The following is a 23860-nucleotide window of genomic DNA, read 5'->3' as shown; positions in this document are numbered from 1 at the left end:
GATTTCCGTGAGCCGGAGGATGCGCATGCTTCGAGTTCACTTCACGGCCGAGGATCTCGCGCGGACGCACGTCGCGTTCGCGCCCGACCCGCTGTGGGAGATGCTGCTCGGCAGCTTCAAGCTCCACGAACGGCCCAGACCTGCGTTCATGCGACCGTGGGCGCAACGGTTGCGGGATCACCCGGAGTGGAATTCCGCCATCCGGCCCGGAATCCAACTCCTGGGCGATCTCGCACCCCAGGGCCCCTACTTCCCGGATTTCGTCACTCCCGCCGAGGCCGAGGCCGGACTCGATGCCGGGCTGGAGGCGATCATGCGGACGCCCCACCGGCGCGTCATGAGAGAGCTGAACCTGCTCGCTTCGCACGGGCGATCGAAGCTACCGGCGTGGCTGAACCTCTTCGCCACCGACACCACACGCGCCCTGACCCACGTCACCACCACACTGCGCCGCTACCACGACGTCGCGGTCGCACCCCATCACGACCTGATCAAAGCCGGCATCGACGCCGACCGCGCCCTGCGCGCCCGACACCTGCTCGACGGTGGCGTCGAGGGCCTGCTGCACGGCATGCGCCCGCTCATGGACTGGCAACCGCCGGTCCTGCACGTGCGATACGACGTCGAACACGAGATGCACCTGAACGGCAGAGGTGTTCGACTGGTGCCCTCCTACTTCTGCCACGGCTCGCCGGTCGCCATCGCCGACCCCGAACTGCCGCCGGTGATCATCTACCCCATCGCCGCCGAGCACCGCTGGATGAGCGCACCGCACGCCTCGCAACCGTTGCGGGAACTCCTCGGCGCCACCCGCGCGAACGTGCTCTCCGCCATCACCTCCGAGCCCAGCACCACCCGCCTGGCCCGGATCCTGCGCATCTCGCCCGCCGCGGCGAGCCGACACGCCACTGTCCTGCGCAACGCCGGACTGATCGACACCCACCGACACGGATCCGCCGTGCTCCACACCCTCACCCCACTCGGAGCCCGACTGCTCGATCGCACACGGCCTCCGAACGCGACGCGATGATGCCCGACCACGCACACCGCCCCTCGGCGACCGGATCGTCGGTAGCGGACCCGGAGGCCGGGCCTGTCGGCCGAGGTCTCGTCAGGATCGGCGTCCGGCCCGGAGCCGCGGCCCTGCGCGCGTTCTGGACCTGGTGGTGCGCCCGAGCACCCCTAGCCCACCGGGGACTCACGACGGCGTTGCCCGATCCTCGCCGACGTCGGGGGCGACACCTCGCCATCGCGCGAGGTCCGCGGCCGTTGCCGCGATGTGGGGGTAGTCGGGGCCCAGGATCCGCCGCTGGTCGGCCAGCAGCGCCTCCAGCTCCGCCGCCGCGGCGCCCGGGTCGCCGGCCTCCCCCAGCCAGTGCGCCCGCCGACCGCGGGTGGCGAGCGTCTTCGGGTGATCGGCGCCCAGGACGCGGAGGCGGTCGGCCAGCAGGGCGGTCAGGTCGGCCGCCGCTCCCGCCGGATCACCGGCCTCGCCCCGGAACTGGGCGAGGGTGCTGCGGGTGATCAGGGTGCTGGGGTGGTCCGGTCCCAGCACCCGCAGCCGGTCGGCCAGCAGCGTTACCAGCTCGGCCACCGCGCCTGCCAGGTCGCCCGTCCTGCCGCGCCAGAACGCGAGGCTCTGACGGGTCTTCATCGGGTCCGGGTGGTCCGGGCCCAGGACGCGCAGCCGGTCGGCGAGCAGCGCCTGGTACTCGACCGCCGCCCTCGCCGGGTCGCCGGCCTCGCCCCGCCGACGGGCCAGGTTCGCGCGCGTCGTCAGCGTGTCCGGGTGATCGGGCCCCAGCACCCGCACGCGGTCGGCGAGCAACGACTCCAACTCGGCCGCCGCCCGGTCCACGTCACCCGCCTCGGCCCGCCACCAGGCCAGGCGGCTGCGCGTGGCGAGGGTCCTGGGGTGGTCGGCGCCCAGCAGCCGGCGTTCGTCGGCCAGCAACGACTCCAGCGCCGGCACGGCGCGCGCCAGGTCGCCCGCCTCGGCCTGCCAGGCCACGAGGTGGTGGCGAGTGGTCAGGGTGGCGGGGTGGTCCGCGCCGAGGTGGGCGTTCACCTCGTCGTGCAGGGCGTGCCAGTAGGCGATCGCGGCGTGGACCTGGCCGGTCTGCCCCAACGACTCGCCCGCCCGTTCCAGCACGGGGTGCAGGTCGTCGGTGTAGAGGATCGCGTGGGCGCGCAGGCTGTCGACGCAGGAACGCAGGGCCTGGGTGAGTTCGGCATCGGTGGTGTCGATCTCGGGCCAGACCGCGTGGAGGGCGTCGGCCGCGGCACGTGCCGGCGCGGGGAGCCGGTCCGGGGCGATGGTGTCACGGACCGCGCGTTGCACCAGGGCGTGCACGGCCACCGCGCGGCCGGGACGGCCGGGGTCCAGGGTGATCAGGTGGTACCGGTGCAGGCGGGTCAGCCCGTCGTGGACGTCCCCGACGCGGACCTCGCCGCCGATCCGGTCCGCCAGGTGGTCCACAATGGACTTGTCGGTGAACACGCCGAGCGGGGTGCCGTTGGCGTCGAGCAGGCTGGTGACCTCCAGCAGCAGGCGTGCCACGCCGGGGCGCACCGAGTCGGCGCGTTCGATGGACAACGACCAGGTCGCCGCGACCGTGGCCTGGTGCTCGGGCAACGCGTCCTCGGGCGGGGCCAGCTCGGCCAGCGTGCGACGCCGGTCGGCCAGCATCGCCCGGTAGTCGGCGACCGAGAGCAGCGGTTGGTCGAGGATGAACGCCGCCGCTTGCCCCAACGCCAGGGGTAATCGCCCCAGCTCGACCGCCAGGCCCCGCAGTTGCGCGGGATCGGCGTCGCGGCCGAGCGCCCCGGTCAGGTAGGCCACGGCCTCGTCCGCGTCGAACACGTCCAACTCGACCACCCGGTACTCCCCGCGGCGCAGCGCGGCGTCACGTCGGCGACTGGTGAGGATCACCTGCCCGGCCGCGCTCGGCGGCGGGGACAGGTCACGGAGGTCGACCGGGTCCTGGACGTCGTCGAGGACCACGAGCCACCGCCGGGAGGTCGCGGCCAACCACTCGCGGAACGACTTCGCGGCCTGCTCCGGCGGCCGTTCGGCGATCTGCGGGTCACGGTCGACCAACACCCGGGCGGCCGCCTCGGCGTAGGCGATGACCACGGCGTCACGCGACACCGCCGAGATCCACAGCGCCACGTCCAGCGACGCGTCCGACCACCTCGACCACGCGTACCGGGCCGCGAGTTGCGACTTCCCGACCCCGCCCAGCCCCGACACCACCACGCCGAGCGTGCGCCCGATCGCGTCCTCGCCCCGTCCGGCGGCGAGCACTTCCGCCACCAGGTCGTAGTCCGGTCGCTTCCGGTAGTGGTCCGCGAGTCCGGGCGGCAGCCCGACCCGCACCGGCCACGCCACCCGCCGGGCCGCCTGCCGGAACGTGATCACCGCATCGCGGCCGGCCTGCACCACGTGACCGGCCGCCCGGACCTCCGCGTGCTGGACCACGTCGGCCGGCGTGCCGAGGGCCTTGCCACCGTCGCTGTCCACCGCGTCCGTCATGCTCACTCCGTCGGCCTGATCGGTGTGCGGGGCCCGTGTACGCCAAGGATGTCACCACTACGGGTGCGAGGTGGCCGCTTCGACCGTGCCGGTATCAAAGTTCCATCGGCCGGTATCGCAGCGCTCTATCGGCTCCGACCGACCTCCTCCGCGGTGATCGACCCCCGCTCGGCGGTGGACGTGGGGCGGGCGGACCGGGTCGGGGTCGCATCCGGGTCCGGTGTCGTCCGGCGCGGCGGGGCACCGCCTGACGTGATCACGGCTGCGTGGTCGTTGACCTCCAGCATGGTCGAGGTCTTAGCGTCGCCACCATGACCGCAACACCCGTCGCGGAGGTGCGGCGACCGCCCAAGTCCCTCCTGGCGACCCTGCTCGGCGTCAGCACGATGACCATCATGGCCAGCGCCACGATCACCCCGGCGCTGCCGGGCATGGAGCGGCACTTCGCGGGCGAGCCGCACGCGCAACTGCTGGTGCGCCTGGTGTTGACGCTGCCCGGCCTGCTGATCATGATCTCCGCCCCGCTGCTCGCCCGGCTCAGCGGCCGCACGGGGCGCGTGCCGGTGCTGGTGGCGTGCCTCGCGCTCTACACCGTGGGCGGCGGGTCGGGGTTGGTGCTGGACTCGCTGTCCGGGCTGCTCGTCGGGCGGGCGCTGCTCGGGGTCGGCATCGCGGGCATCATGACCACCTCGACCGCCCTGCTGGCCGACCACCACCCCGTCGCGGAGCACGGCCGGGTGCTGGGCCTCCAGGGCGCGGCGATGGGCTTCGGCGGGGTCGTGGCGCTGCTGATGGGCGGTGTGCTGGCGGCCGGGAGCTGGCGCGGGCCGTTCGCGGTGTACCTGCTGGCGGTGCCGCTGCTGGTCCTGGTGCTCAGGTTCGTGCCCGAGGCGGCCGTGCGGCCGGAGGAAGGCGTCACCGGGGGCACGCCGTGGCAGCGGCGGTCGCTCGGCCTGTACGCGCTGGTGTTCCTGGGCGTCGTCGCGTTCTACACCGTGCCGACGCAGGCCCCGTTCTGGCTGGCCGAGGTGGGCGGCGCGGGTCCGGCGGTCGCCGGGGCCCTGATCGCCGCGGTGAACCTGGTGATGACCCTGGTGGGCCTGAACTACCGGCGACTGCGCGCCCGGTGGGACTTCCCGGTGCTGGCGACGGGCATGTTCGCGGCGCTCGCCGTCGGGCTGCTCCTCATCGGCTCGGCGGGCACGCTCTGGGTGGCCGGCCTCGGCATGGTGGTGGTCGGCATCGGCATCGGCCTGCAGAACCCGACCCTCAACGGCTGGCTGGTCGCCTCCGTGTCCCCCGGCGCGCGGACCAGGGCGCTCGGCCTGCTCACGTCGGCCCTGTTCCTCGGCCAGTTCTCGTCACCGCTGATCGCGCAACCGGTCATCGACGCCGTCGGCCTCGGCACGACGTTCGTCCTGGCCGGTGTGCTCGCCGCGGTCGTCGCGGCGGCGTTGGTCGTCACATGCCCGCCGCGCCGCCGGTGATCCGCGAACAGGTCACCTCGTGGTCAACTCCCTGATCGTCGGCGTGCGGAACAGCTCGCGCAGGCTCGGTGACGGCAGGCCGCGCGACTTGAGCGCCGCGCTGATGCGGACGGCCAGCAGGGAGTTGCCGCCCAGGTGGTAGAAGTCGTCGTCCAGGCCCACGGGCACGCCGAACGCCGCGCTCCACGCCTCCCTCATCGCCTCGGCCAACCCCTCGTCGGTCGAGCCCTCGCCGGGCGGAGGGGGTGCGGCGGCCGGTTCGGCGCGCGGGTCGGGTTCGGGCAGGCGGGACGCGTCGAGCTTGCCGTTCGCGGTCAGCGGCAGGGCGTCGAGCGCGGTGACGGTCGCGGGGACCATGTGGTCCGGCAGGATGTCGCGGGCGCGGGTGTGCAGGTCGCGGGTGTCCAGCCCGGCGGGGACGACGTAGGCGTCCAGCCGCGCCCGCGCGGTCCCGGGGTCGCGGACGACGACGGCCGCCGCGCGCACGTCGGGCGATTCGAGCAGCACCGCGCGGATCTCGTCCAGTTCGACCCGGAAGCCCCGGATCTTCACCTGGCCGTCGATCCGGCCGAGGTGGTGCAGGGTGCCGTCGGGCAGCAACCGGCCCAGGTCGCCGCTGCGGTAGGCGGTGCCCCCGGCGTACGGGTCCGGGACGAAGCGCTGCCCGGTCAGCTCGGGCCGGTTGAGGTAGCCGAGCGCGACGCCGGCGCCGCCCACCCAGATCTCGCCGGGCACCCCGGGCGGGGTGGGCCGGCCTCCTTCGTCCATCACGTAGACGTGCCAGCCGGGCAGGGGCCGGCCCACCGAGCGGGACGCGGCCAGCGCGAGCCCCCGGTCGTAGGTCTGCGCGGTGACGTGGACGGTGGTCTCGGTGATGCCGAACATGTTCACCACGCGGCAGTCCGGGTGCCGGTCGTGCCAGCGCAGCAGCACGCGGGCGTCCAGCGGTTCGCCGCCGAGCACGACCAGGCGCACGGCCAAGGCCGCGTGGTCGACGTCGAGCAGTTGCGCGAACGCCGACGGCGTCTGGCTCAGCACCGTCACCGCCTCGCCCGCCAACAGGTCGCGGAACCGCTCCGGGTCGCGGGAGTCCTCATAGGACACCACGACCAGCCGCCCGCCGGTCAGCAGGCAGCCCCACGCCTCCCAGACCGAGAAGTCGAAGGCGCTGGAGTGGAACAGGGTCCACACCTGGTCGGCGTCCAACCCGTACTCGTCCCGGGTCGCGTCCACGAGCGCGATCACGTTGCGGTGCGGCACGACCACGCCCTTGGGGCGTCCCGTGGAACCCGACGTGTAGATGACGTACGCGGGGGAGTCGGCGTCCGACGGCGGCCCGCCCGCGGGTGCGCCGGTCGAGCCCGGCGGGGCGGCGAGGTCGTCCGGCGCGACGGCGTCGTCGGCCGGGAACCCCGCGAGCCGCGTCACGACGAGCGCGGCGGCGGCGTCGCGCGCGGTGTAGGCGAGCCGGTCGGCCGGGTACGCCGGGTCGGTCGGCACGTAGCAGGCGCCGGCCTTCAACACCCCGAGCAGCACCACGACCAGCTCCGACGTCCGCTCCAGGCAGACGACGACCCGGTCCCCCGGCCCGACGCCCCGCTCCCGGAGGCCGTCCGCCACGGCGTCGGAGAGCGCGTCGAGGCGGGCGTAGGTGAGCCGGACGTCCCGGTCGCACACCGCGATCGCCTCCGGCGACCGGGTCACGACGCGGCGGAACGCCTCGGGGATCGTCGTGGGCGTCGAGTCCAGGGCGACCGGCGACCGCCCCAGTTCCACCAGCTCCGCCACGACGGCGGGCGACGGGGCGACCCCCGCGTCGTACGCGGCGGCGACGTGCCGGGCGAACCGCTCCGCCACGTCGGGGGCGAAGTGGCCGGTCAGGTGGTCGCAGCGCAGGACCCACCCGTCGCCCTCCGGGAACACGGTCAGCGTCAACGGGTGCACCGGCGGGCCGGGGACGTACTCGGCCCCGGCGAGGCGCGTGGTCTCCACGAACAGCCCCACCGCCGGGGTCCCGCCGTACCAGGCCAGGACGTCGGCCAGCGCCGCGCGCCAGCGGGTCTCGTCCCCGCCGGCCACCGGCAGCGCCACCGACGCGACGCCCGACCCCGTGCCCAGGCCCCACGGTGGCGGGTCGGCCGCCGGCGCCGCGACCGCCCGGCCTTCCCAGCGCAGCTCCGCCGACGGGTCGAGCAGCGCCGCCGCGAGGCCGAGCACCGGCAGGTCCCGGCGGGCCGCGACCACCAGGGACGCCCTCTCGCCCGAGCGCACGAGCACGCACCGCACGTCGTCGGTCGGGCGCGCCAGCTCCGCCGCCCGCCGCCGGTCGAACTCCCCGGCGGGCACGTCGTCCACCCACAGCCGGGCCCCGACGCGGGCGCGCACCCGCGCCGCCAGTTCGGCCGCGTCCACGTCCACCGGCACGGCCACCGCGTGCACCGCCATCACCACTCCCCCGTCCCCGTCATCGGGCGCTGAAGCCACCGTCGACCGCGAGCACCGCACCGGTCACGTGCCGCGACTCGTCGGACGCCAGGTACACCACCGCCGCGGCCACGTCGGCGGGTTCCACCAGCGCGTTCATCGGCTGCGCCGTCGTGAACGCCTGCTCGTGCTCGCTGACCGGCACGTCCAGGGCGCGGGCGATCTCGGCGAGCATCCGCCCCTCCACCTCGTTGTCGTCGCGCACCGAGCCGGGGCACACGGCGTTCACCCGGACCTTCATCGGGGCCAGGTCCAGCGCCGCCGCCTTGGTCAGCCCGATCACGCCGTGCTTGGCGGCGACGTAGCCGGCGAAGTGCCGGTACCCCACCAGGCCGGCCGTGGAGGAGATGTTGACGATGCTGCCCGACCGCGCGGCCGCCATGTGCTTGCCGACCGCGCGGATCACCCGCCACGCGCCGGTCAGGTCGATGTCGAGCATCAGGGACCACTCGTCCTCGCCGATCTCGTGCACCGGCTTGCCCGCCGGGGCGGCGACGCCGGCGTTGTTCACCACGACGTCGAGCCGCCCGAACCGGTCCAGCGCCAGGTCCACCGCCGCCTGCACGTCGGCCGTGGACCGCACGTCGGCGGCGTGCGCGAGCACCGCCGCCCCCGCGGCCCGGCAGCGCTCGGCGGTGTGCGCGAGCTGGCCCGGCGTGCCCAGCGGGTACGGCACGCCGGGCACGTCCGCGGCCACGTCCAGCAGCACGAGGTCGGCCCCCTCGGCGGCACAGGCCAGCGCGGTGGCGCGACCCAGGCCGCGGGCCGCGCCCGTGACCAGCACCGCCTTGCCGCTCAGCCGCACGTCCTCACCCCTCGTTCACGGCCCGGTCCACCAGGTGGACCAGGCGCTCGCCCGCGTCGGCCAGGTACATGTGCCCGCCCGGCGGCTCGACCAGCTCGAACCCGGCCGTGGTCACGGCCGCCCACCCGGCGGCCTCGGCGGAGGTCACCAGCTCGTCGTCCGCGCCGCGCAGCGCGGTCACCGGCACGGGCAGCGGGTCCGTCGTGGACGGCACGTAGCCCTCGTGCATCTCCACGTCCGCGCGCAGCGTCGGCAGGATCAGCTCGCGCATCTCCGGGTCGTCCAGCGCGTCGTCGCTGAACCCGGCGAACTCCCTGACCCGCCGCACGAACTCGTCGTCGTCGAGCCCGGTGGCGCGGCGATCGCGCTGCACGTGCGGTTGCGGGGAGCCGCTGGCGAACAGCCGCACCACCTCCACGCCCGGCACGTCGAGCAGCCGGTGTGCCAGCTCGTAGGCGAGCACGGCGCCCAGGCTGTGGCCGAACAGCGCGACCCGCTTGGCGTCCCCCAGGTCCGCCACCACCTGCGTGAGCAGGGCGGCCGCGGCGACGTGCGCGTCGCGGTGCGGCTCGACGTCGATCAGCCGCTCCCGGCCCGGCAGCCGGGCGGGCAGGACGCGCAGCCGGTCGCCCGCGAACCGCGACCAGGGGTGGTAGAAGGACGCGCCGGCCCCGGCGAACGGCAGGCAGACCAGCGTGGTGGGCTCTCCGGCGCCGGTCATCGGGGCAGCCTCTCGTCGTAGGCGACCGGCAGGGACCGCAGGCCGCGGCTGGTGGAGTTGTCGAAGACCCAGTCCAGGTCGCGCGGGGCGACCGCCAGCCGCAGACCGGGCAGGCGGCGCAGCATCGTCGGGAACACGACCGAGCCCTCCACCCGCGACAGCGGCGCGCCGGCGCAGAAGTGCGCGCCGTGCCCGAACGCGAAGTGCTTGTTGACCTTGCGCTGGATGTCCAGCCGGTCCGGGTCCTCGAACACCCGCGGGTCGCGGTTGGCCGACCCGAGCATGAGGTGCACGAAGCTCTGCTTCGGGATGTGCTGCCCGCCCAGCTCCATGTCCTCCGTGGCGATGCGCAGCGTCCCGCGGAACACCGGCGAGTCGAGCCGCAGGAACTCCTCCACCGCCGACGGGGCGAGCGACGGGTCCGCGCGCAGCAGGGCGAGCTGGTCGGGCTGCTGGAGCAACGCCTGGGTGCCGTTGCCGATGAGGTTCGCCGTGGTCTTGTGCCCGGCGATGATCAGCAGGACGAGCGTCGAGACCAGTTCGGACTCCTCGAAGACGTCGTCCTCGTCGGCGGCCCGGATCAGGTCGCTGACCAGGTCGTCGCCCAGTCGCGCGCGTCGGGCGGCGAGCAGGTCGAGCAGGTACCGCTCGATCTTGTCGCTGGCCACGCGCAGCAGCCGGTTGCGCTCCTCGTCCGGGTAGGGCGCCTCGCTGAGCATCACCACGTCCTGCTGGACCTGCGGCCGGTCCTCGTCCGGGACGCCGAGGAACTCGCTGATGACGCGCATCGGCAGGGAGTAGGCGAAGCCCATGAGGTCGACCTCGCCGGACTCCGGGAAGTCGTCGATGAGGTCGTCGGTGATCTGCTGGACGCGCGGGCGCAGCAGCTCCATGCGGCGGGCGGTGAACGCCCGGCTGACCAGCTTGCGCAGCCGGGTGTGGTCCGGCGGGTCGGCGGTGATCATGTTGCGGATCAGCACGGGGCTGGCGTCGCGCAGCTGCTCGCGGAACCACGCGGGCGCGGCGTCCACGCTCTTGGACAGGCGCGGGTCGGTGAACGCCTTCAGCGTGGTCTCGTAGTCGGTGACGATGTAGGCCTCGGCGCCCGGCGGGTAGTCGATCCGGTGGACGGGGCCGTCCGCCCGGAGCGCGGCCTCCCAGCCGTGCCGGTCGTCGCCGGGGTCGTTGAAGAACTCCGGGGGCAGCACCCGCACCGCGGGCTCCCCCGCCGTGATCTTCCCGGTTGCGGTCATGACACCGATTCCTCCAGTTCCGCGGGACGGGGCAGGGTCCGCATCGTCCTGGTCAGGGTGGTCAGCGCGGCGGGCGTGGCGATCGAGAGGATGAACAGGAACACCCCGACCGGTCCCGCCAGGTCGAAGATCGTGCCCACCAGGAAGATCCCCAGCGGCTGCACGATGATGGTCAGGAAGAACACCGCGCCCAGCACGCGGCCCTGGAGCTTGTCCGGCGCGAGCACGGTCACGTACGACAGGAACAGCGAGCCGACGATCGGGGCGCGCAGGAACACGAACCCGATGACCACGCCCATCACGATCAGCGGCGGCGTGAACGCCAGCAGCAGCGCGGCGACCGGCCCGACCCACGCCGCGTACAGCATGATCACGCGCGGCGGGACGTGCCGGTGCACCCAGGACGCGACCAGCGACCCGATGAGGCCGCCGCCGCCCGCGAACGCCACCGCCGCGCCGGTCACGGCGGAGGCCGTGTCGGTGTCGTGGGCGGTCGCGGCGAGCGCGATGAACAGGCCCGTGTGGTTGAAGACCATGTTCGAGCACATGACCCAGATGAGCATCATCAGCAGGATCGGGTTGCGGCGGATGAACCGGAACCCCTCCTTGGCGTGCCGCTTCCCGTCGTCGTGCGTGGTGGCCTCGGCCTGCATCGGCTTGCGGATCACCAGCAGCAGCAGGGTGGAGACGAGGAACCCGAACACCGCGCCCAAATAGGGGAAGGCCCGGCCGAGGCCGAACAGCGCGCCGCCGATGGGCGGGCCGACGAGCGTCGCGCCGAAGAACCGGATCTGGTTCTGCGAGATGGCCGTCGACACCTGGTCGGGCGGCACCAGCGCCTTGATCGCGGCGATGCCCGCCGGCTGGGACAGGCTGAGGAACACCGCGGAGGCGGTGGAGATCAGCAGCACCAGCGGGAAGGTGACCAGGTCCGTCGCGATCAGCAGCGCGAACAGGCCGAGCAGCACCACCCGCGCGAGGTTGCAGCCGATCATCAGCAGCCTGCGGTCGAACCGGTCGGCGAGCCGCCCGGCCGGGATGGACACCAGGCCCGCGACCACCACCTGGGCCGACGCCACCGTGCCCGCGAACAGCGCCGAGCCGGTGGTGGCCAGGATCAGCAGCGGGTAGGCGAACTCCGCGGTCTCCTTGGCGACGGCGGCGAACGACTCGCTGGTCCACAGCGCCTGGAAGTTCACGTTGCGGCGCAGCGGAACCGGCGGTGCGGTGCCCTGCTCCACGCTCTCGGTCATCGGGACTCCCTGGTGTGCAGCACCGAGCGCAGCCGTGCCGCGAGCCGGTGGACGTGCGGGTCGGCGAGCATCGACCAGTGGTCTCCGCCCACCGGGTGGACCTGGACGCCGGTCCCGTAGACCTCGCGCAGGCGTCGGACGTCACGTCCGTCGCCGCGCGCGAGGAACACGGCGACCGGGAAGTCGGGGCGGCCGGGCCGGTGCCGGGGCAGCGCGGCGACGGTGGCCAGGAACCGCCGGCGCACGGCCGGCGCGCGGCGCAGGCGGCGGCCGAACGCGTCCAGCCCGGTCGCCGCGCCCACGAAGGTGCGCGCGAGGCCGAGGAGGTGGGCCGGGTCGGTCGCCAGCGGTCGCCCGGCGACGGGGACGTACCCGTCCAGGCACACCAGCAGGTCCACCTCCGCGCCGTCGGCGCGGAGCAGGCAGGCGACCTCGTGGGCGACGACCGCGCCGAACGACCAGCCGCCGACGGTGTACGGGCCGTCCGGCCGCACCGCCCGCAGGCGTCGCACGTGCTGCGCCGCCAAGGCGGCCACGTCGGGCGCGGGGTCGACGGGTTCGAGGCCGTGCACGGGCACGTCCAGCAGGTCGGCGAGGGCGCGGTAGCCCTCGACCGCGCCGGTCGCGTCGGCGACGAGGAACAGCGGGTCGCCCGACCGTTCCGCGCCGAACGCCACCACGCCCGGCGGTGGTTCCGCGCCGACCAGGCGGGTCAGCGCGCCGAACGTCGGCTCGGCCTGGAACTCGGCCGACGCGACGGTCCGACCGGTGCGTTCCCGGACGCGGGCGAGCAGGTCCACCAGCATCAGCGAGTCGCCGCCCAGCGCGCGGAAGTCGTCGGTGTCCGACACGGACGCCACGCCGAGGGCGGACGTCCAGATGTCGGCCAGCGCGCCGGGTCGCCGCGCGGTGACCACGACGCGCGGGCGCGGTGCTCCGCCGCGGTCCGGGTCGACCGCGGTGAACGGGTGGGTGGGCAGCGAGCGGCGCCACGAGCCGTCGTCGGTGTGCTCCAACGCCCGGTCCACGCCGCGCTCCCACAACGCCGCCAGGGCGCGCAGCACGTCGCGCTCGCCGCCCAGCAGCGGGATCGCGCCGTGCTCGGGCGACCAGTCGGGGTGGCGGCGCAGCGTGGCCGACATGGACGCCCCGGGCCCGAGCTCCAGGTACGTGTGGTGGCCCGCGGCGAGCAGCGTGCGCGCGCCGTCGTCGAGGCGGACGGGGCGCACCATCTGGTTGGTCCAGTACTCCGGTGTGGTCACCGCGCCCGCCCAGTCGCCGGTCTCGTTGGAGATCATCGGCACGGTGGGCGGTGTCGCCGGGGTCGCGGCGACCAGCGCGGCGAGCGCGGCGGCGGCGGGTTCCATCGCGGGTGTGTGGAACGCCCTGGCGGTCGCCAACAACCGGACCGCGAAGCCGCGCAGGTCGTCGCCGTCGAGCAGCGCCCGCACGGCCCGCGGCGGCCCCGCGAGCACGGTGCGGCCGGGTCCGGCGACGGCGACGGACACGCCGTCGTGGCCCTCCAGCCGGGGGAGCACTTCGTCCCACGACGCGTCCACGGCCGCCATCAGCCCCGGTTCGGTCCGCCACATCGCCGCGGCCCGCTCGTGGACCAGGTTCGCGGCGTCCTCCGGGGTCCACAGCCCGGCCAGCACGGCGGCGGCGTACTCGCCCACGCTGTTGCCGAACAACGCCGCCGGCCGCACGCCCCAGTCGGCGAGCTGGCGGCCCAGGGCGCAGCCGAGCGCGAACAGCCCGAGCTGCTGGTGCACGGTGTGCTCGAACCACCGCGGGTCGCCGGCGTCGGACACCACGGGCGTGAGGTCCACCCCGTGCGCGGCGCGGACGGCGTCGGCGATCGCGTCGAAGTGCGCGCGGAACCCGTCCAACAACCGGTGCGCCGCCGCGCCCGCCGCGTCGCGCAGCACGCCCTGGCCGGGGAACAGGAACACGGCCGTGGTCAGCGGTGGCGGTCCGGCTGACCGGACCGACGCCGTGCCGCCGGAGTCGGCGGCGTTGGCGGCGTTGGCGGACGCGCCGGGGGTGTTGACCGCGCCCGGAGCGCCGACCGGGCTCGGGCTGCCGGCCGCGCTCCGAGTATCGGCCGCGCTCGAAGTGTCGGCCGCGCCCGGGGTGTTGGCCGCCCCCGGAACGCCGGCCGGGCTCGGGCCGCCGGCCGCTCCCTGAGCGCCGGCCGCGCTCGGAGTGTCGGCCGCACCGGGAGCGCCGGCCACGTCCGAGCTGTCGGCCGCGCCCGCCGCGCCGGAAGCGCCCGCCCGGCCGGAAGTGCCCGCCGGGCTCGGGCTGCCGGCCGCGCCAGGAGCGCCGAGGGTTCCGGCCGCGCCCGGACTGCCGGCCGCGGACCGGACCTCCGTCCCGAGCAGGGCGGCGGCCTCGGCGAGGTCGCCCGCCACGACGGCCCGCCGGTGCGGGTGCGCCCGCCGCCCGGCCAGCGTGCGCGCGACCTCGCCCACCGTCGCCCCGGGCGGCATGGCCGACAAGTGCCCGGCGAGCGCCCGACCGGTCTCGGCCAGCGCCTCCGGCGTCGGCGCGGACACCGGCAGGACCCGGGGGCCCGGGGTCACCGGACGCGGCCGGCTCGGCGCGGCGCCCAGGATCACGTGCGCGTTGGTGCCGCCGATGCCGAACGCGCTGACCGCCGCCAGCGGTGTGCCGCGGTCGGGCCACGGCCGGTGCTCCCGCGCCACCCGGAACGGCGTGGTGTCCAGCTCCAGCAACGGGTTCGGCCGGGAGAAGTGCAGCGTGGGCACGACCTCGCGGTGCTCCAGCATCAACGCCGTCTTGATCAACCCGGCGACGCCCGCCGCCGCGCCCGTGTGCCCCAGGTTGCTCTTCACCGCGCCGATCAGGCACGAGCCGGTGTCGTCGGTGCTGCCCCGGAACACCTCGGTGAGCGCCTGCACCTCGACCGGGTCGCCGATCCGCGTCGCGGTCCCGTGGGCCTCGACGTAGTCCAGGTCGGCCGGGTCGACGCCGGCGACCTGCTGGGCGTAGTGCACGACCTCGCTCTGACCGCGCAACGACGGCGCGGTGTAGCCCATCTTCTCGCCGCCGTCGTTGTTGATCGCCGACCCGAGCAGCACGGCGGCGATCCGGTCGCCGTCGCGCACCGCGTCCTCCAGCCGCTTCAGCACGACCACGCCGACGCCCTCGCTGGGCACCGTGCCGGCCGCCTCGGCGTCGAACGGGCGGCACGTGCCGTCCGGCGACAGGATGCCGCCCGGTTCGTGCACGTACCCCCAGTCGTGCCGAGGGGTCACCGTGACGCCGCCGGCCAGCGCCGCGTCGCACTCGTAGCCGAGCAGCGCGCGCACCGCCATGTGGGTGGCGGTGAGCGACGTGGAGCACGCCGTCTGCACGGTCACTGCGGGCCCGCGCAGGCCCAGCTTGTAGGCCACCCGAGTGGTCAGGAAGTCCTTCTCCAGCCCGATCACCCGGGCCAGCTCGCCCTGGTCGTCGAGGTCGGGCGCGGGCACCACGTCGGCACCCGCGTACACGCCGATCCAGCCGGGGAACCGCGTCGGGTCGAGCCCCGCGTCGTCCAACGCGGTCACGGCGACCTCCAGGAACACCCGCTGCTGCGGGTCGATCCCGGCGGCCTCCGCGCGGCTGTAGCCGAAGAACGCCCAGTCGAAGCGGTCCGCGCCGGGCAGGAACCCCTTGGCGGGGACGAAGTCCGGCCGCATCGCCCGGTCCCGGGGCACGCCCCGCGCAACGAGCTGTTCGCGGTCGAACCGCGTGACGCCCTCGACGCCCGCCCGCAGGTTCGCCCAGAACTCGCGGACGTCACGGGCCTTCGGGTACCGGCACGCCATCCCGACGACGGCCACGGAGCCCCCGGTCACGGGCGCGCGGCCTGGTCGATGAGCCGGCTCAGGCCGGCGGGCGTGGGCTCCAGCAGGAACTCCCGCAACCGCACCGTCACGCCCAGCTCGTCCTTCACCAGCCGCAGCAGCTTCACCGCGCCCATCGAGTTGCCGCCGACGGCGAAGAAGTCGGTGTCGGCGGTCACCTCGCCCGCGTCGCGGCCGAGCGCGCGGGCGAAGAACTCCGCGCCCGTCGACGCGGGCGGCGCGACGTGCTGCCCGGCGGGCAGGGCCGCCGCCACCAGCGCACGCCGGTCGACCTTCCCGTTGCCCGTCACCGGAACCCGGTCCACGACCGCCCACAGGGTCGGCACCATGTACGCGGGCAGCCGCTCCGCGACCCGGTCGCGCAGGTCGTCGGTGCGCACGTCGCCGACCGGCACGACCGCCGCGACCAGGCGCTTCTCGAAGGCGTCGCCGTCGGTGACGACCACGGCCGCGTCCCGCACCCGCGCGTCGCCCTTGAGCACGTCCGCGATCGCGGACAGCTCCACCCGGAACCCGCGCAGCTTCACCTGGTCGTCCCGCCGCCCCAGGAACCGCAGCCGCCCCGCCGCGTCCACGCGGACCAGGTCGCCGGTGCGGTAGAGCCGTTCGGGGACGTCCGGGGAGAACGCGCCGAAGGCGCGTGCCGTCTCCGCTTCGTCGTCCACGTACCCGTCCGCCAGGCCCTCCCCCGCCGCGTACAGCTCGCCGACCGCGCCCGGCGGGACGATCCGGTGGCGGCGGTCGAGGACGTGGACGCGGGTGCCGGGCAGCGGGACGCCGATGGGCAGCGGCCCGTCCGCGTCCTCGGCGACCCGGACCGAGTGCGTCGTGGTGAACGTGGTGTTCTCGGTCGGCCCGTAGCCGTTGGTGACGACCAGGCCGGGGTGGCGTGCCAGCACCCGGGCCACGTGGTCGTGCGGCACCACGTCGCCGCCGGTCAGCAACTGCCGCAGCCCGCCGAGCCCGTCCGGCGCGAACTCGGCGACCAACCGGAACAGGCCGGCGGTCAGCCACGCGACGCTCACCCGCCGCCGCGCCAGGAAGGCGCCCAGCTCGGACGCCGACGGCAGGCCCGCCGGGTGGACCTCCACCGCCGCGCCCGCCACGAGCGGTGCCCACAGCTCCAGGGTGGACGCGTCGAACGGCAGCGGGGAGAGCCGCAGCACGCGGTCCTCCGGCGCCAGTCGCAGGAAGTCCGGTTCGTGCACCAGCCGCACCACCGCCCGGTGCGGCACCGCGACGCCCTTCGGCACGCCCGTGGAGCCGGACGTGAACGCCAGGTACGCCAGGTCGTCCGGCCCGCCGGGGGTCGGTTCGGCGGTGGCGGCCGGCCACGACGGCTCCCACGTCGCCACGACCGGGACGTCCCCCGGCGGGAGCGCGTCCGGCGCGTCGAGCAGCGCCGCCTTGGGCGCGGCCTTGGCCAGCACGTGCCGCAGCTGGGCGGCGGGCTGCGCCGGGTCGACGCCCACGTACGCGGCGCCCGACCAGAGGACGCCGAGCACCGCGACGACTTCGGCGACGGACCGGTCCACGGCGACCAACACCCGGTCGCCCCGGGCGACGCCGGCCTCGCGCAGCAGCCGCGCCTGCTCCGCCGCCGCGCCGACGAGCTGCGCGTAGGTCAGCTCCACGTCCTCCGCCCGCACCGCGACCGCGTCGGGGGTGCGCACGGCGGCCCGCCGCACCAGCTCGTCCACCGTCACGGCGGGGAAGTCGCGCCGGGTCGCGTTGATCGCGTCGAGCACCGCGCGGCGTTCGGCGGAGATCGCGCGCAGGTCCTCCAGCCGGCCCCGGGCCGTGCCGAGTTCGCGCACGGCGGTGGTGAAGTCGGCGAGGAACGCGCGTGCGTCCGCCTCCTGCCACAACGCCGTCGCGTACTCCAGCTGGGCGCCCAGGGTGGGCTCGGAGCGGCCGAACGACAGCGACAGGTCGAACTGCGCGCCGCCGCCGTGGCCCTCCTCGACGTCCAGCTCCGCGTCGCCGAACGCGAGCCGCCGCGGCACGAGCTGGTCGTGCATCCCGAAGCACACCTGCACCAGCGGGTGCGCGCCGAGGTCGCGTTCGACGCCCAACCGGGCCACCAGTTCCTCGAACGGCAGCGCGCCTGCCCCGATGCTCAACGCCAGCGACTCCTGCACCGCGCGCAGGTAGTCGGCGGCCGGCAGGTCGTCGTCGACGTCCAACCGCACCGGCACCAGGTTGCCCGCCACACCCACCAGCCCGGCCAGCTCCGAGGTGTCGCGGCCGTACAGCGCGACCCCCACGAGGAAGCGGTCGACGCCGGTCCAGCGGTGCAGCGCCAGGCCGTACGCGCCGAGCAGGAACGCGAACGGCGTGATCCCCAGGTCGCGCGCCCGCGCGCCGACGAGCGCGGTCAGCTCGTCACCCAGGTCGAGCGGGACGCGCGCGCCGGACGGGTCCTGCACCGCGGGGCGCGGCCGGTCCGTCGGCACCTCCAGCACGGTCGGCACGCCTTTGAGGTGCCCGGCCCAGAACTCGGCCTGCCGCTCCCACTCGCCGCTGCGCTTGGCCTGCTCCTGGCGCAGCAGCAGCGCGGCGGTCGTCGGCGCGGGTCCGTCGAACGGGCTCGGCCCGCCGGCCGCGAAAGCGCCGTACGCGCGGGCCAACTCGTGCAGCACCAGGCCGACCGCCCCGCCGTCGAGCAGGACGTGGTGCGCGACCAGCACGAACGCCTGGCGTTCGGGTCCGGCCACGAACAGCAGCCGCCACGGCGGCGCGGAGGCCAGGTCGAACGGGACCCGCCCGCTCGTGGCCGCCACGTCCCGGACGTGCGCGTCGAAGTCGTCGCCGGCGAACGCGACGTCCTCGATCGACGGCGGCGCGTCGGTCACCACGGGGGTCACCTGGCCGTCGCGTTCCACGAACACCGTGCGCAGCGTGGCGTGCCGCTCGGCCACCGCGGCGGCGGCCCGGCCGAACAGCTCGCGGTCCAGCGCGCCGGCGGTGACGGCGCAGGTGAACACCAGGTTGTAGGTCGAGCCGCCCAGCACCTCGTCCACCAGCCACATGCCGCGCTGCATGGGCGTCAGCACGGGCGTCGGGGCGTCCGCCGGTTCGGGCCGGGCGACGCCGACGACGTTCGCCAGCACCTCGCCGAGCGGCACGGGCGAGAGCAGGTCGGACACCGACAGGCGCACGCCCAGGTTCTCCTGCGCCAGTGCGGTCAGGCGCATCGCGCGCAGCGAATCGCCACCGAGCCCGATGAAGCTGCGCGTGGCGAACCCCTCGGTGCCGGCGCCCGACCCGAGGACCGACAGCGCGTACTCGTCCAACGTCATCTCGCGCTCCTTCGCTGCGTGCCGGTGGACCTAGCGGGGGCGTTCCGGCGTGCCGCGCTCGGTGCGCGCGGCGGCCAGCAGGTGCTCGCGGCCCGTGCCGCGGAACGCCGACGCCCGCGGCCGCGCCGGCTCGGCGAGCAGGTCGGCGTGGCCGCGCACGGTGCCGGCGCGGAAGAGGTCCACCGCGCGCAGGGCGCGGCCGGTGGCCAGGTTCAGCTTCTCCACCAGCAGGACGAGCCGCAGCGAGTCGCCGCCGGCGTCGAAGAACGTGGCGTCGTCGGGGACCTGCGCGACACCGAGCACCTCGCACCACGCGGCGCGGACGACGGCCAGCCGCGCGTCGGGGTCGTCGAGGTCGACGCCGTCAGAGGTCTGGGGTTCGGACATGGGGTTCCTCCGCTGAGTGGGCGAGGGCGTGCGCGCTGTGCCGCAGGTCGTCCAGCAAGCGCTCGATCGTCTCGTGGTCGAACCGGTCGAGCGGGTAGTCGAAGGCGAGCGCCAGCCGCGGCCCCTCGTCCACCCGCACGAAGAGGCCGAGGTCGTACTTGGTGCGCACCTGGCCGTCGAGCCGGTACCTGCCGCGCACGCCCGGCGCCAGCTCCAGCTCCGCGGGCAGGTCGTCCACGTTCACCAGGACCGGGGTCAGCGGCGGCCAGATCACCCGGCGGCCGGGGTTGAGCGCGGTGGCGATCGCGTCGAGCGGCACGTCGGAGTCCAGGAACGCCTCCATCGCGCCGATCCGCGCCTCGCCCAGCACGTCGCGCCACGACGTGGTGGCGTCCACCGTGATCCGCAGGACCAGCGTGGACATGAACATGCCGATCGCGTCGGCGGTCGCGGGGTCGTCCCGGCCCGGCCAGCCGAACGCGAACAGGAAGTCGCGCTGGCCGGTGGTGCGGGAGAAGGTGCCCGCCAGCAGGGCCGCCGCCGTCATGAACGGCGTGCAGCCCTCCTGCGCGGCGATGTCCAGCACCGCCGCGCTCAGCTCGGGGTCGAGCACCACCCCCCGGCTCGCGCCGATCTCGGACGGGTGCTCGGGCGTGCGGTCGCGCGGCAGCTCCACCGTGGTCGGCGCGCCGCGCAGCCGCGCCACCGCGCCCGCGACCCGGGCGGCCAGCTCGTCCCCGGTCAGCGGGCGCACCAGCTCACCCGGGTGGGCGGGCTCGGGCAGGTCCGGGTCGCGCCGGTCGAGCAGCGCCCGGTACGTCTCGATGATCTCGTCGACCAGCAGGTGCCGGGACCAGCCGTCGAACGAGATGTGGTGCATGGTGAGCACCAGCAGCGTGGTCTTCGCGTCCACCTTCACGACCTCGCCGCGGGCCTGCGCCTCGGTGGCGAGGTCGAACGGCGTCCAGGACAGCAGCTCGACCAGGCGCTCCAGCTCCCGCTCGCTCCAGCCGTCGGCCTCCGCGTCGATGAGGCCCACGTCGCCGGGCGGGCCGTCCGTGCGGTAGCGCACGCGCCCGGCGGCGGGGTCGAACCGGAACCGCGACCGCAGCGCGGGGTGCCGCGCCAGCGCCCGTCGGGCGGCGGCGGCGAGCAGTTCGTGGTGGACGGGTCCGGTGAACTCCAGCACCGTGGGAATGAGATATGTGGGACGGAGTTCTTCATCGCTGTCCAACACCCAGATGCCCTGCTGGGCCGGGGTCGCGTCAAACCACAAATGTGCACCGGGCAGCGTTCCACCCAAAATTGACCACCCCCCAGGTGGGTCAAATTTTCCCCCAGACGCCGACCGAGGCTAAAGCCGTTTCGCGGACAGTGTCAACACCACCGAACGCGTTCGACCGCAGCATTTCCCGGACTTGCCCGACCGCGTGGAATATTCCACGCGGCGGCGACGCGGTGTGCCCGCGCCGCCGGTGATCCACGTGCTGAGCAGCGCCGAAGCATGGGTGTTGACGCAGTTCACGGGCGCGTGCTTCACTCCGAACGAGGCGGGGGAACGAGCCGACACCGGGGATGTCGGACGCTGGGGGCATTTTTTTCGATCAGCACCGGCAGGTCACCGATCACCACTGTCGACCGGTGACGGGACCGGCCGGACGACCGCGCCCTGACCTACTCTCCCCGAAACAACCATCGCACCCGAAATCGGACGAATAAGTCGGTGGAGCCTCGCGAAGAATGGGGAGGGCATGACCACGCACGAGACCGCCGCGGCGCGCTGCCCGGTGCACCTGGGCCGGGACGACCTGGTCGACCCCACGCTCTACAGCGACGGGAACGCGTACGCCGTGTGGCGCGAGCTGCGCGCGATCGACGGGCTGAGCTGGCGGCAGGTGGACGACGAACGCGGCTTCTGGTCCGCGGTGCGGTTCGCGGACGCCGACCAGGTGCTGCGCGACCACGCGACGTTCACCTCCGAACGCGGCACGCTGCTCGACCTGCTCGGCACCGACGACCCGGCCGGCGGCACGCAGCTCGCCGTGACCGACCCGCCCCGGCACACCGAGATGCAGGGCAGGCTGAAGCGCGCGCTCACGATCAAGGCCGTGGACAAGCAGCGGGACATGATCCGCGACCACGTCGTGGCCCTGATCGACCCGATCGGCGACGGCGGCGCGTTCGACTTCGCCGAGGCCATGCTGGCCATGCCGATGTCGGTCACCGGCACGATGATGGACCTGCCCCGGTCGGACTGGCCGTGGCTGACCCGCATCAACACCACCTGCATCGCCCCGGACGACCCCGAGTACCAGCTGGAGGGCAACCGCGGCCTCACGCTGGCCCTCGCCCACCACGAGCTGTTCGGCTACTTCCAGGACCTGGTCCGGCACCGCCGCGACCACCTGGGCGACGACCTGATCTCCGTGCTGATCACCACGGAGTTCGAGGGCCGTCACATGTCGCTCGGGGAGATCGTGTCCAACTGCTACAGCCTGCTGCTCGGCGCGAACGTCACCACGCCGCACTCGCCGAACTTCGTGCTGGCCGAGTTCGCCGGGACGGGCGTGCTGGAGGACTGGGCCGACCACCTCGACGTCAACGGCACCGCCGTCGAGGAGGCGCTGCGGTGGGCGTCGCCGGTGAACCACTTCCTGCGCTACGCCACCCGGGACACGGTGCTGGCGGGCACGGAGATCGCCGCCGGCGACGCCGTGGTCGTGTGGCTGGGCGCGGCGAACCGGGACGACGCCGAGTTCCCCGACGCGTCCACGTTCGACATCAGGCGCAAGCCGAACAAGCACCTCGCGTTCGGCGCCGGGCCGCACTACTGCGTCGGGCACAGCGTGGCGCGGGTGACCCTGCGCATCCTGTTCGAGGAACTGCTGGCGCGGTTCGAGGACTTCCGCCTGGTCGGGGAGCCCGAGCGGCTGGTGTCCAACTTCGTGTCCGGCTACAAGCACGTGCCGATCACCGCGCGCCGTCGTGCCGCATGAGCGGTCGCTGGCTGCGCAACCACGCGCCGCGCGCCGACGCGTCGGTCCGGCTGCTGTGCTTCCCCTACGCCGGGGGCAACGCGGCGATGTTCCGCGAGTGGCCCGCGCTGCTGCCCGACGAGGTCGAGCCGATCGCCGTGCAGCTGCCGGGCCGCGACGACCGGTACGACGAGCCGCCGCACACCGACATGGCGGCGCTGGTGGCCGAACTGCTGCCGGCGGTGCTCCCGGTGCTCGACCGGCCGTTCGCCTGCTACGGGTTCAGCATGGGGGCGCGCGTCGCGCTGGAACTGGCGCACGCGTTGCGCGCGCGGGACCTCCCGCTGCCGGCGCGGCTGTTCGTGGCCAGCAGCGCCGCGCCGTCGCTGCGGCTGCCCGTGCGCGGGTGGTCCGAGCCGGACGAAGGGCTGATCGCCTACCTGCGCGATCTCGGGGGCACGCCGGCCGCCGTGTTCGACCACCCGGAACTGCTGGAGCTGTTCCTGCCGCTGGTGCGCGCCGACCTCGCGGTCGTCGGGCGGCACGAGCCGCCGCCGCGGGCGCCGCTGGACGTGCCGATCCGGGCGTTCGCCGGCGCGGCCGACACCGGCGCCTCACCGGACCGGATGGCGCCGTGGCGGGCCGAGACGTCGGCGGCGTTCGACCTGACCGTGGTGCCGGGCGCGCACTTCTTCACCGACGACGGCCTGCGGCAGGTCCTCCGGACCGCGGTGGAGGACCTGCTCGCCGTCGGCGCGGCCGGTCAGTAGGCGGCGTCCAGCTTCGCCCGCTGCTCGGGCGTCAGCTCCAGGTCCGCCGCCGCCAGGCTCTCGTCCAGCTGCTCCACGGACGACGCGCCCACCAGCGGCACGATCGGCAGGTCGCCGCCGATCAACCACGCCAGCACCACCTGGTTGACCGTCGCGCCGGTCTCGGCCGCGACCTCGGCGAGGGCCTGCCGGCGCACGGCGGTCCCCGCGTGGTCGAAGTCGGGGCTGAGCGGCTTGTCCTCGCGCACGTACCCGCCGGACAGCAGCGGCGAGTACGCGGCCAGCGTCAACCCCGGCGTCTCGCGCAGGTAGGTGAGCAGGTCGCCGGTGGCGATGCCCTGGTTGCCGTCCTGCGAGCGGCGGCCGGGTCGGTCCGTGCGGGCCCGCAGGTAGCTGTAGTGGTACTGGAGCACCTCGTACCCGGGCAGGCCGCGGGCGGCGGCCAGGGCGCGGGCGCGTTCCACCCGCCAGGACCAGTGGTTGCTCACGCCGAGCAGGCCGGCCACGCCGTCCCGCACGACCTCGGCGAAGCCCTCGACGGTCTCCTCCAGCGGGGTGCCGGGGTCCTCCACGTGCGCGTACAGCAGGTCGATCTTCTCGACCCCGAGCGCGTCGCGGCTGCGTTCGGCGGACTCGCGGATCGCCTTGGCGGACAGACCTTCGACGTTCTCCGCCTTCGCGGTGTCGGCGAAAGCGAGGCCGGCCTTGGTGGGCCGCCCGCCGAGCTTCGTGGCGATGACGACCTCGTCGCCCACGCCCCGGCTCGCCCGCCAGCGGCCGAGCACCGCCTCGCTCTCGCCGCCCTGCGTGGACCCGTACCAGAACGCGTAGTTGTTGGAGGTGTCGACGAACGTGCCCCCGGCCTCCACGAAGCGGTCGAGGATGCGGAACGCCCGCTCCTCGTCGGTGGCGGTGCCGAACAGCATCGCGCCCAACCCCAGCACGCTGACCTGCCGCCGGGTGGCCGGGTCCTGCCCGATGGTGCGGTACCTCATCCGCTGCCTCCTCGCCTC

The 23860-nt window shown here is 74.6% G+C and carries 15 protein-coding genes; 4 read left to right on the top strand and 11 right to left on the bottom strand.

Going from position 1 to position 23860, the window contains the following annotated elements:
* The first annotated feature begins 7 nt into the window (after positions 1-7).
* Positions 8-1030: an ArsR/SmtB family transcription factor gene (locus ACWEFJ_RS10110; protein WP_449713532.1), complete on the top strand. Its 1023-nt coding sequence runs from the start codon at positions 8-10 to the stop codon at positions 1028-1030.
* A 168-nt stretch (positions 1031-1198) separates the two neighbouring features.
* On the opposite strand, the gene ACWEFJ_RS10105 is transcribed toward ACWEFJ_RS10110, so the two are convergent.
* Positions 1199-3535 (bottom strand): tetratricopeptide repeat protein, encoded by a 2337-nt coding sequence (locus ACWEFJ_RS10105; RefSeq protein ID WP_449713531.1) that lies wholly within the window; start codon positions 3533-3535, stop codon positions 1199-1201.
* Positions 3536-3846: 311 nt separating this feature from the next.
* Between ACWEFJ_RS10105 and ACWEFJ_RS10100 the strand changes: the two genes are divergently transcribed.
* A complete protein-coding gene (locus tag ACWEFJ_RS10100; protein ID WP_449713530.1) occupies positions 3847-5022 on the top strand; it encodes an MFS transporter in 1176 nt (391 codons plus the stop codon).
* A gap of 12 nt (positions 5023-5034) precedes the next feature.
* Here ACWEFJ_RS10100 and ACWEFJ_RS10095 read toward each other — a convergent pair whose 3' ends face one another.
* From ACWEFJ_RS10095 to ACWEFJ_RS10055, 9 genes are read right to left on the bottom strand one after another with little or no spacing between them, the layout of a single operon-like run.
* Entirely contained in the window at positions 5035-7467 is a 2433-nt protein-coding gene (locus ACWEFJ_RS10095; RefSeq protein ID WP_449713529.1) for a non-ribosomal peptide synthetase, read from the bottom strand.
* 19 nt (positions 7468-7486) lie between these two features.
* Positions 7487-8311 (bottom strand): SDR family oxidoreductase, encoded by an 825-nt coding sequence (locus ACWEFJ_RS10090; RefSeq protein ID WP_449713528.1) that lies wholly within the window; start codon positions 8309-8311, stop codon positions 7487-7489.
* 4 nt (positions 8312-8315) lie between these two features.
* Positions 8316-9032, bottom strand: coding sequence for a thioesterase II family protein (locus ACWEFJ_RS10085; protein ID WP_449713527.1), 717 nt, complete (start codon positions 9030-9032; stop codon positions 8316-8318).
* The gene (locus ACWEFJ_RS10080) at positions 9029-10285 is read right to left on the bottom strand and encodes a cytochrome P450 family protein (protein ID WP_378093234.1); all 1257 of its coding nucleotides are present in this window, start codon (positions 10283-10285) and stop codon (positions 9029-9031) included. The genes ACWEFJ_RS10085 and ACWEFJ_RS10080 overlap by 4 nt, the downstream gene beginning before the upstream one ends.
* The gene (locus ACWEFJ_RS10075) at positions 10282-11538 is read right to left on the bottom strand and encodes an MFS transporter (RefSeq protein WP_449713526.1); all 1257 of its coding nucleotides are present in this window, start codon (positions 11536-11538) and stop codon (positions 10282-10284) included. Before ACWEFJ_RS10075 ends, ACWEFJ_RS10080 begins: the two co-directional genes overlap by 4 nt.
* Positions 11535-15404: a beta-ketoacyl synthase N-terminal-like domain-containing protein gene (locus ACWEFJ_RS10070; RefSeq protein WP_449713525.1), complete on the bottom strand. Its 3870-nt coding sequence runs from the start codon at positions 15402-15404 to the stop codon at positions 11535-11537. Before ACWEFJ_RS10070 ends, ACWEFJ_RS10075 begins: the two co-directional genes overlap by 4 nt.
* Positions 15401-18715 (bottom strand): non-ribosomal peptide synthetase, encoded by a 3315-nt coding sequence (locus ACWEFJ_RS10065; protein ID WP_449713524.1) that lies wholly within the window; start codon positions 18713-18715, stop codon positions 15401-15403. The genes ACWEFJ_RS10070 and ACWEFJ_RS10065 overlap by 4 nt, the downstream gene beginning before the upstream one ends.
* A gap of 30 nt (positions 18716-18745) precedes the next feature.
* Positions 18746-19102, bottom strand: coding sequence for an acyl carrier protein (locus ACWEFJ_RS10060; protein ID WP_378093843.1), 357 nt, complete (start codon positions 19100-19102; stop codon positions 18746-18748).
* Complete coding sequence (locus ACWEFJ_RS10055; protein WP_449713617.1) at positions 19080-20339, bottom strand: condensation domain-containing protein; 1260 nt, start codon at positions 20337-20339, stop codon at positions 19080-19082. Before ACWEFJ_RS10055 ends, ACWEFJ_RS10060 begins: the two co-directional genes overlap by 23 nt.
* 514 nt (positions 20340-20853) lie before the next feature.
* On the opposite strand from ACWEFJ_RS10055, the gene ACWEFJ_RS10050 reads away from it, so the two are divergent.
* Together ACWEFJ_RS10050 and ACWEFJ_RS10045 are read left to right on the top strand one after the other, a co-directional pair.
* Complete coding sequence (locus ACWEFJ_RS10050; RefSeq protein WP_449713523.1) at positions 20854-22098, top strand: cytochrome P450; 1245 nt, start codon at positions 20854-20856, stop codon at positions 22096-22098.
* A complete protein-coding gene (locus ACWEFJ_RS10045; protein ID WP_449713522.1) occupies positions 22095-22847 on the top strand; it encodes a thioesterase II family protein in 753 nt (250 codons plus the stop codon). Before ACWEFJ_RS10050 ends, ACWEFJ_RS10045 begins: the two co-directional genes overlap by 4 nt.
* On the opposite strand, the gene ACWEFJ_RS10040 is transcribed toward ACWEFJ_RS10045, so the two are convergent.
* Positions 22841-23842: an aldo/keto reductase gene (locus ACWEFJ_RS10040; protein WP_449713521.1), complete on the bottom strand. Its 1002-nt coding sequence runs from the start codon at positions 23840-23842 to the stop codon at positions 22841-22843. The genes ACWEFJ_RS10045 and ACWEFJ_RS10040 overlap by 7 nt on opposite strands.
* Positions 23843-23860 lie beyond the last annotated feature (18 nt).

The sequence above is a fragment of the Actinosynnema sp. NPDC004786 genome, from assembly GCF_053601135.1.
This window is presented reverse-complemented; position numbering and strand designations above follow the sequence as displayed.